Origin of the sequence: Rhodoferax sp. (genome assembly GCF_039922535.1) — a bacterium.
Lineage (GTDB): Bacteria > Pseudomonadota > Gammaproteobacteria > Burkholderiales > Burkholderiaceae_C > Rhodoferax_B.
Map to the genome: position 1 here is coordinate 1 of NZ_JBDTEM010000116.1, position 9,387 is coordinate 9,387.

The window sequence follows — 9,387 nt, forward strand, 5'->3', positions numbered from 1 at the left end:
AGCGTGCCGATTGGGACCTGTTCCGTGCCACGGGCGTGGCGCATTTGATGAGTATTTCAGGGCTGCACGTGACCATGTTTGCCTGGCTGGCCGCCGCCGCCGTGGGCTGGCTTTGGCGGCGCAGCGATGCACTGGGCGGGCGCGCGGGCGAAGCCTGGCCGGTGCCGCAGGTGGCGCTGGTCGGGGGTGTGTTGCTGGCAGCGGGCTACGCGGTGTTCAGTGGCTGGGGCGTGCCGTCGCAGCGCACCATCTGGATGCTGGCGACCATGGGTTTGCTGCGGGTGAGCGGGCGGCAATGGCCCTGGCCCTCGGTGTGCCTGCTGGCCTGCGCGGTGGTGTTGGCCGTTGACCCATATGCCTTGCTCCAGGCCGGGTTCTGGTTGAGCTTTGTAGCGGTGTCGGTGCTGTTTGCTACGGATTTAGGAGCCGCCAGCGCAGGTGATGCCAGCGCTAGAGGCCGATTTGGCTCTATGTTGCGCGAGCAGTGGACCATTACCCTGGCCCTGACCCCGCTGACATTGCTGCTGTTCCAGCAGGTATCGGTGGTGGGGCTGCTGGCCAATCTGTTGGCAATTCCGTGGGTGACGCTGGTGGTGACACCGCTGTGCATGCTGGGCGTGCTGCTGCCGCCACTATGGCAGGCGGCGGCGCTGGCCATCGATGCACTGGGCTGGCTGCTCCAGGCGCTGGTGGAGGTGCCATATGCTACTGTTTCGGTAGCTGCTCCTGCAATCTGGATGGGCGTTATAGGCATATTGGGTGGTTTATTGCTGGTGCTGCGCCTGCCTTGGGTTTGGCGGGTGATGGGCGTGCCGCTGCTGCTGCCGGTGCTACTGTGGCAAAGCCCGCGTCCGCCCACCGGCCATTTCGAGCTACTGGCCGCCGACATCGGGCGGGGCAACGCCGTGCTGGTGCGCACCGCCAAGCACACGCTGGTGTATGACACCGGCCCGCGCTTTGGGTTGGACAGCGATGCGGGCCAGCGGGTGCTGGTGCCGTTGCTGCGGGCCCTGGGTGAAACGGTGGACACGGTGGTGGTTAGCCACCGCGACAGCGACCACAGCGGCGGTGCCGCTTCGTTGTTGGCGACCCAACCGCGGGCCACCTTGCTCAGTTCTATCGAGACGGGCAACCCATTGCAGGCCGTGCGCTCCGTGCAACGCTGTGCGGCGGGCCAGGGTTGGACCTGGGATGGTGTGCGTTTTGACGTGTTGCATCCCCTGGCCACCGACTACGCCGTGGCGCAAAAGCCCAACGCGTTGAGCTGCGTGTTGCGCATCTCCAACGGCATGCACACCGCATTGCTCGTAGCCGATATCGAGCAGCCGCAAGAGGCTAGTTTGGTTGCCAAAAACGTTGCGCTGAAAGCCGACGTTTTGCTGGTCCCGCACCACGGCAGCAAGACCTCCAGCAGCCCGGCGTTTCTAGACGCAGTGCGGCCCCGTTTTGCGCTGGTGCAAGCCGGTTACCGCAACCGCTTTGGCCACCCTGCGCCGTCGGTTTTGCAGCGCTACGAAGAGCGCGGTATCCAGGTGGTGGACAGCAGCCACTGCGGGGCTGCCAGCTGGCAATCTACAGCGCCCATCGAGATGCATTGCGACCGCCAGGACGATCCCCGCTACTGGCAACACCATCCACCGTAGTGCGCCCGTGGTGCCGCTGTAATGTCGCCCTTAAAACAGCGCTACGATGGATGCCGTGGATGTGCCACAGAGGCCACGATAAGCCCGCACTTCACACGGACCGCTTGTTTTTGCACCAACCTGGCGCGCTACTTGCTATGCTTTGTTATCAGGAGATGGACTTATTTATGCAAAAATTTGACGAGATGTATACAGGGCTGCCGTACGAGTTTTTCTCTGAGGGCAAGCAGATCCGGGACCACTACAAGATCTACGATGCCTGGCTAGCCAAGCAGCCCGGCGACATGATGGCCAAGCGCCGCGAAGAAGCCGAAATGATCTTCCGCCGCGTGGGTATCACCTTTGCTGTGTACGGTGCCAAAGACGAAGATGGCTCGGGCACCGAGCGCCTGATTCCTTTCGACCTGATCCCCCGCATCATCCCCGCGCAAGAGTGGGGCAGCATGGAAAAAGGCCTGGTGCAACGCGTCACCGCCCTGAATCGCTTTTTGCATGACGTCTACCACGACCAGGAAATTCTGAAGGCGGGCATCATCCCCACCGACCAGATCATGAACAACGCCCAGTTTCGCCCCGAGATGATCGGCGTGGACCTGCCCAACCAAATTTACTCGCATATCTCTGGTGTGGACATCGTCCGCGCCCCCGATGCCCAGGGCAACGGCGAGTACTACGTGTTGGAAGACAACTTGCGGGTGCCCAGCGGCGTGAGCTACATGCTGGAAGACCGCAAGATGATGATGCGCCTCTTCCCCGATCTGTTCAATCGCCACCGCGTGGCCCCCGTAGCGCACTACCCCGACTTGCTGCTGGAAACCCTGCGCGCATCGGCTCCCGCGGCTACGTCTGACCCTACCGTGGTGGTGCTGACCCCCGGCATGTACAACAGCGCCTATTTCGAGCATGCGTTTTTGGCGCAGCAAATGGGTGTCGAGTTGGTCGAAGGGCAGGATCTTTTCGTCAAAGACAAGTTTTGCTACATGCGGACCACCCGCGGACCCAAACGCGTGGATGTGATCTACCGCCGCGTGGACGACGACTACCTCGACCCGCAGGTGTTTCGCCCCACGTCCACGCTGGGCTGCGATGGCCTGATGTCGGCCTACCGGGCGGGTAACGTGTCGATCTGCAACGGTGTGGGTACCGGCGTGGCCGACGACAAGTCGATCTACCCCTACGTGCCCAAGATGATCGAGTTCTACCTCGGCGAAAAGCCGATTCTGAACAACGTACCCACCTTCATGTGCCGCAACCCGGAAGACCTGAAGTACACCCTGGCCAACCTCAAAGACCTGGTGGTCAAGGAAGTGCACGGCGCGGGCGGCTACGGCATGCTGGTCGGCCCGGCCTCCACCAAGGCCGAGATTGAGGAATTCCGTGCGGCACTGCTCGCCAACCCCAGCGGCTACATCGCCCAGCCCACGCTCAGCCTGTCGAGCTGCCCCACTTTTGTGGAGAGCGGCATTGCACCGCGCCACATCGACTTGCGCCCCTATGTACTGTCGGCCAAAACTGTGCAAATGGTGCCCGGTGGCCTGACCCGCGTGGCCCTGAAAGATGGCTCGTTGGTGGTCAACAGCAGCCAAGGCGGCGGGACCAAAGACACCTGGATTCTGGAAGACGACGCAGTGCCTGCGACGGTTCCGGTGATTCCGGCAGAAACGCAAATCCAGACCCAATCGTAGACAACAGACCACAGGAACAACAATATGCTGTCACGCACCGCCGACCATCTTTTCTGGATGTCCCGCTACACAGAACGCGCCGAGAACACGGCCCGTATGCTCGACATCAACTACCAAACCGCGCTTTTGCCCCAGTCGGCCGCTGTGGCCCAGGTGGGCTTACAAGGTCTGCTGTCCATCAGCGAACTGCTGCAGCCCTACATGGCCAAGCATGGTGACATCAGCTCCAAAGCGGTGATGGAGTTCATGGTCAAGGACGAGGAAAACCCGTCGTCCATCATCTCCTGCCTGCGCGCTGCCCGTGAGAATGCCCGTGCCGTGCGGGGCACGCTGACCACCGAAGTCTGGGAAACGCTCAACACCACCTGGCTGGAGGTCAACCGCATGCTCAAGGCGGGTGATTTCGAGGCCGACCCTGCGCAGTTCTTCGAGTGGGTCAAGTTCCGCTCGCACCTGTCGCGCGGCGTGACGCTGGGTACCATGCTGCAAGACGAGGCTTTTCACTTCACGCGCCTGGGTACCTTTTTGGAGCGGGCTGACAACACCGCGCGCCTGGTGGACGTGAAGTTCCACGCCGTGCAAAGCGACTTTTTTGGTGCCGCCAGCGAGAAGGACCAAGAGTATGATTTCTACCACTGGAGCGCGATTCTGCGCAGCGTGTCGGGCTTCGAGGTGTACCGCAAGGTATACCGAGACGTGATCAAACCCGAGCGCGTGGCCGAACTGCTGATACTGCGTGCCGACATGCCGCGCTCTTTGCACGGCAGCCTCAACGAGGTGCTGAGCAATTTGTTGTTGGTGTCTACCAATCCCAACAGCGAAACCCTGCGCCGCGCCGGCAAGCTGCGCGCCGACCTGCAGTTTGCCCGCATCGACGAAATCCTGGCGACAGGTTTGCACGCTTTCCTGACGCAGTTCCTGGACCGTGTGAACGAACTGGGTGCGCATGTTAGCCGCGAGTTCTTGGTGCCGGTGACTACCTGAGATGCCAGCGGGCGGTTTCCGTATCCATAAGCTACCAACACCCCCTGCACGCCCCCAGCGGCATGTGGGGCGGAGTCTCTCCATGCCAGGGAAACCGCGTGCTTCTGCCTCGTGCCGGTAAGTTTTAAGCCTACCCAAATCTTCACCCGTTGGCTGGGTCGCCTGAGCGTGGGGCGCAAACTCACGCTAATTTATCTGCTCGACCTGACCGCCGTGATCTACGTGTCGAGCATTCTGATCCACGAGAAATTCCAGTCGATAGATTTCACCCGCAAAGAGATCGTCGGCACGGCCTACAGCGTGGCGGTGCGCGACGTGCTCATGCAGCCATTTTTACCGCCCCAAGCTGGTGCATTGCCGCCTTCGGTAGCCCTGTTGCGTCTGGATGTCTTGCGGGTAAGCCATGACGAGGCTTTGAAGACGGCCCAGGCCAGCAAGGCCTTTGTGGACAGCTGGCAAAAACTCATCGCCGAAACCCGCCCGGTCGAGCACCAAACCGCCTTGCGACCCATGCTGCGCCAGGCCCGTGAGCTGCTGACTACCGTGGGCAACCAGTCCAACCTGATTTTGGACCCCGACCTGGACAGCTACTACGCCATGTCGCTGGTGGTGCTGCGTTTTCCCGAGCTGCTGGAGGTGCTGAACGACACCATCCGCATCCTGCCCAAGGCCCCGTCGGCGGTGGCGATTCCGTCGGGTGTGCAAGACCGGCGCACCGAACTGCTGATTTTGGCCGGACGGCTAGATGCTGTGGCCCTGGGCATCCGCTCGGACTACAACCAAGCTTTTGCCGCAGGCACTCCGGCGCAGCGCACCGCGCTGCAGGCCAGCCGCAATGTCCTGGAGGCCCGGTTGGGTGAGTTTTTGGCGGCAGTGCAACTGCTGGCCGATGGCGATGCCAATCCGCACAACCTGGAACTGCTGCAACAGCATTACGGCGACTCGCTGATGGCGCTGACCGAGGCCTGGGCCCGCACCGCGACCGATCTGGACCGGCTGTTGCACGAGCGGGTGGACGCCCTGTTTAACCGCATGTGGCTGCACCTGGGCACGGCCTTTTTGCTGCTCAGCTGCATTTTGAGCCTGGTTTATGCCGTAGCCCGGCAGATCGCCCGGCCTTTGAAAAATCTGGCTTCGGTGGCCGATGCGGTGCGCCAGACGGGCGACCACTCGCGCCGGGCGGTATGGCACAGCCGGGACGAAATTGGCCAGTTGGTCGCCGCCTTTAACGGCATGCTGGCTCAGCTGGACCAACAGCGCCTGGCCGAACAAGAGGTCGCCGCCCGCAACCGTGCCGCCCAGGCCCAGCAGGCCTTGGTGGAGGCGATTCCAATTGCGTTGCTGGTCACCTCGGTGCCCGACCACGAAGTGCTGCACGCCAACGCGCCGGCACTGCCGTGGCTGGCCGGGCAGACCCGCGACCCCTGGCGTGCCGGGCTGGAACCCGGTGTACGCGCACGGTTTTTCCAGCAACTGTCGGACCAGGGCAAGGTCGATGAATTCGAGGTGCGCTGGCTGGGTGGGGCCGAACCCTCGTGGGCGGTGCTGTCGGCCCGCAGGCTGCAGTTCCAGGGGCGGGACGCGGTATTGACGGCTTTTACCCCGATCAATGTGCTCAAGGTGATGGAGCGCCGCCTGGAGCTGTGGGCCAAAGTGTTTGAGGCGTCGTCTGAAAGCATCATCATCATGGACGGGCAGCAGAAGATTCTGAGCGTCAACCGGGCGTTTTGTCGCAGTACCTCGTACGACTTTTACGAAGTGATTGGCGAGCCGCTGAGCGTACTGCTGGAAGAAGCGGCGACAGTGGAGCAAAGCCTGAACGGCTTGTCGCAAGACCGCGATGCCTGGCAGGGTGAAGTCCATTTCCGCAAACGCTCAGGCGAAACCTACCCAGCATGGCTGATGATTTCGGCGGTGCGTGATGGCTCGCGCTTTGGCGCGGTGTCGCAATACATTGGCATCTCGGTCGATATCACCGACCGCAAGCGCACCGAGGCCCGGGTGCAGTTTTTGGCCCAGCACGATGTGCTGACCGAGCTGCCCAACCGGGCGCTGTGCGTGATCCGGCTGGAGGCCGCGATCGAGGCAGCGCAGCGCAGCGGCGAGCGCGTGGCCGTGCTGTTCATCGACCTGGACCGTTTCAAAAACATCAACGACACGCTGGGCCACCACATCGGAGACGGCGTGTTGCGCTCGGTGGCGAGTCGATTGAGCCAGGCCGTGCGTGGCGACGACACCGTAAGCCGTCTGGGTGGCGACGAATACGTGGTGATTTTGCGCGGCGTGGCCGGGCCTGAAGAGGTGCAGCAGACGGTGGAGCACCGCCTGATTCCGCTGATCCGCCAGACCCACCATGTCGATGGCCACGACCTGCAGGTGTCGTGCAGCGTGGGTATCGCGCTGTACCCGGACGATGGTCTGGATCTGCCCCTGCTGATGCGCCGTGCCGATGCCGCCATGTATGCCGCCAAAAATGCCGGGCGCGATATAGCGCGGTTTTACGAGCCCGAAATCGAGCAACTGGCCCAGCAGCGGCAGTCGCTGGAGCAGCAGCTGCGCCACGCCCTGGAGCGCGGCGAGTTCAGCCTGCACTACCAGCCCAAGGTCAATGCCGAGAGCCTGGATGTGGTCGGTGTTGAAGCCCTGCTGCGCTGGGACAACCCCGCGCTGGGTTCGGTGTCACCGGCACGCTTCATCCCGGTGGCCGAGGAAACCGGCTTGATCCGCCCCATCGGTGCCTGGGTGTTGCAGCAGGCCTGCGGGCAGCTGGCGCAGTGGCATGCGAAGGGATTCACCACCTTGACGGTCTCGGTGAACTTATCGGCCTTGCAGTTGACCGATGCCGAATTGGTGGCGCAGATCCAGCAATGCCTGCAAGACCACGGCATTGCGCCGGCCGCACTAGAGCTGGAGATTACCGAATCGGTGCTGATGGACAACACCAGCCTGGCGGTGGAACAACTGGCGGCGTTGAAAGCCCTGGGCGTGCATCTGTCGATTGACGACTTTGGCACGGGTTATTCCAGCCTGGCCTACCTCAAGCGCTTTGCCATCGACAAGCTGAAAATCGACCAGTCGTTTGTGCGCGACATGCTGACCGATCCCACCGACCTGGCCATCATTCGAGCCATCATTGCGTTGGGCCACACCCTGGGCCTGAAGGTGGTGGCCGAAGGGGTGGAGTTGGCCGAAGTGGCGGGCCAACTCAAGGCTCTGGCCTGTGACGAGCTGCAAGGCTATTACTTTGCCCGCCCGATGCCCGCCGAGGCCTTTGCGCCATGGCTGCAAGACCGCAAGTTGCGGCCCGAGCGGCGGCGCCTCCACCCGGTGTGAATGGCTTAAAAAGGCCTAGTTAATCGTGCCGCCCCGCGTTGTAGGTGGCGGTGAGCAGCTTGTCGGTATAGGCAATCGCCAGCGCGCTGAGCAAGAACACCACGTGGATGCCGGTTTGCGCCACCAACACCTTGGTGTCGTAGTTGGCCGCGTTGATGAAGGTTCGCAGCAGGTGGATGGACGAGATGCCAATAATGGCCATCGCCAGCTTCACCTTCAGTACTGACGCGTTCACATGGCTCAGCCACTCGGGCTGGTCGGGGTGGCCATCCAGGTCCATGCGGCTCACAAAGGTCTCGTAGCCACCCACAATCACCATGATCAGCAGGTTGGAAATCATCACCACATCGATCAGCGCCAACACCACCAGCATGATGATGGTTTCATTCAGCGCGCTAGGCACCACGGTGTCTTTGTAGCCCACGCTGTTGATCAGGGCCTCCAGCGCGGTTTGGCTGCCAAAAGCGGCTTCCACCAAGTGCAGCAGCTCCACCAAAAAGTGCACCACATACACCGCTTGGGCCGCGATCAGACCCAGGTACAGCGGCAATTGCAGCCAACGGCTGGCAAAAATGAAACGGGGCAGGGGGCTGAGAGGCTTGGATTTTGGCGGGCTGGATTCAGACATTTTGGGGGTTTGGGCGTGTTAACTGCAAGCGAGGATTGTAGGATCAGGGTTTGTACCGTTTTTCCAAGTCAGCAATACGTAAGAGCCAGCCCCGACATTACCGCCAGCGACATCTAATCCATCCATCGAGGAGACAAACCCATGAGTTCTGCCATTGAGTCCGTGTTGATTGAAAACCGCGTGTTCCCCCCCAGCGAGGCGATGCAAAAATCGGCGCGCATCAGTGGCATGGATGGCTACAACGCCTTGTGCGCCGAGGCGGCCGCAGACTTTGAAGGCTTCTGGAGCCGTCTGGCGCGCGAAAACGTGCTGTGGAACAAGCCTTTCACCCAGACCCTGGACGAGTCCAATGCACCGTTCTACCAGTGGTTTGCCGACGGCGAACTCAATGCCTCGGCGAATTGCCTGGATAAACACATGGGCACGCCGACCGAAAACAAAACGGCGGTGATCTTCGAAGCCGACGACGGTACGGTCAAAAAGACCACTTACAAAGAGTTACTCACCCAGGTCAGCCAGTTTGCCAACGCACTCAAGGCTGCGGGCATCCAAAAGGGTGACCGCGTGTTGGTCTACATGCCCATGACGCTGGAAGGCGTGATCGCCATGCAGGCCTGCGCCCGCATCGGTGCCACCCACAGCGTGGTGTTTGGTGGCTTTTCGTCCAAGGCCTTGAACGAACGCATCATCGATGCCGGTGCCGTGGCCGTCATTACCGCCAACTACCAGATGCGCGGCGGCAAAGAACTGCCGCTGAAAGCCATCGTGGATGAGGGCATCGCCATGGGCGGCTGCGAGTCGATCAAGAACGTGTTTGTGTACGAGCGCACCGCCACCGCCTGCGCCATGGTGGCCGGGCGCGACCAGACCTTCGCCCAGGCCACTGCAGGCCAGAGCAGCGACTGCCCGCCCGTGCCCGTGGGGGCCGAGCACCCGCTGTTCATCCTCTACACCTCCGGCTCCACCGGCAAACCCAAGGGTGTGCAGCACAGCACCGGCGGCTATTTGCTGTGGGCCAAGCTGACGATGGACTGGACCTTCGATCTGAAGCCTGACGATGTGTTCTGGTGCACGGCCGACATCGGCTGGATCACCGGCCACACCTATGTGGCCT

The 9,387-nt window shown here is 61.9% G+C and carries 6 protein-coding genes; 5 read left to right on the forward strand and 1 reads right to left on the reverse strand.

The genetic code is table 11. The features are described from left to right. The 4 genes from ABI213_RS05450 to ABI213_RS05465 all read left to right on the forward strand — a co-directional run. Positions 1-1,643: DNA internalization-related competence protein ComEC/Rec2 (locus ABI213_RS05450; RefSeq protein WP_348026345.1), on the forward strand; the 1,643-nt coding region annotated here is incomplete at its 5' end. 167 nt (positions 1,644-1,810) lie between these two features. Continuing rightward, positions 1,811-3,328 (forward strand): circularly permuted type 2 ATP-grasp protein, encoded by a 1,518-nt coding sequence (locus tag ABI213_RS05455; RefSeq protein ID WP_348006752.1) that lies wholly within the window; start codon positions 1,811-1,813, stop codon positions 3,326-3,328. A 24-nt stretch (positions 3,329-3,352) separates the two neighbouring features. Then, entirely contained in the window at positions 3,353-4,312 is a 960-nt protein-coding gene (locus ABI213_RS05460) for an alpha-E domain-containing protein (RefSeq protein ID WP_348006753.1), read from the forward strand. Positions 4,313-4,423: 111 nt separating this feature from the next. After that, positions 4,424-7,645: an EAL domain-containing protein gene (locus tag ABI213_RS05465; protein WP_348026347.1), complete on the forward strand. Its 3,222-nt coding sequence runs from the start codon at positions 4,424-4,426 to the stop codon at positions 7,643-7,645. Between the two features lie 19 nt (positions 7,646-7,664). On the opposite strand, the gene ABI213_RS05470 is transcribed toward ABI213_RS05465, so the two are convergent. Beyond that, positions 7,665-8,273, reverse strand: coding sequence for a YqhA family protein (locus ABI213_RS05470; RefSeq protein WP_348006755.1), 609 nt, complete (start codon positions 8,271-8,273; stop codon positions 7,665-7,667). Positions 8,274-8,414: 141 nt separating this feature from the next. Between ABI213_RS05470 and ABI213_RS05475 the strand changes: the two genes are divergently transcribed. Continuing rightward, the coding region (locus ABI213_RS05475) for an AMP-binding protein (protein WP_348026349.1) at positions 8,415-9,387 on the forward strand (973 nt) is incomplete at its 3' end.

What these genes read in the sequence shown, in the direction of transcription:
- ABI213_RS05455 (WP_348006752.1), top strand. Translation starts at nt 1,811, where the DNA reads ATGCAAAAATTTGACGAGATGTATACAGGGCTGCCGTACGAGTTTTTC.
- ABI213_RS05460 (WP_348006753.1), top strand. Translation starts at nt 3,353, where the DNA reads ATGCTGTCACGCACCGCCGACCATCTTTTCTGGATGTCCCGCTACACA.
- ABI213_RS05470 (WP_348006755.1), bottom strand. Translation starts at nt 8,273, where the DNA reads ATGTCTGAATCCAGCCCGCCAAAATCCAAGCCTCTCAGCCCCCTGCCC.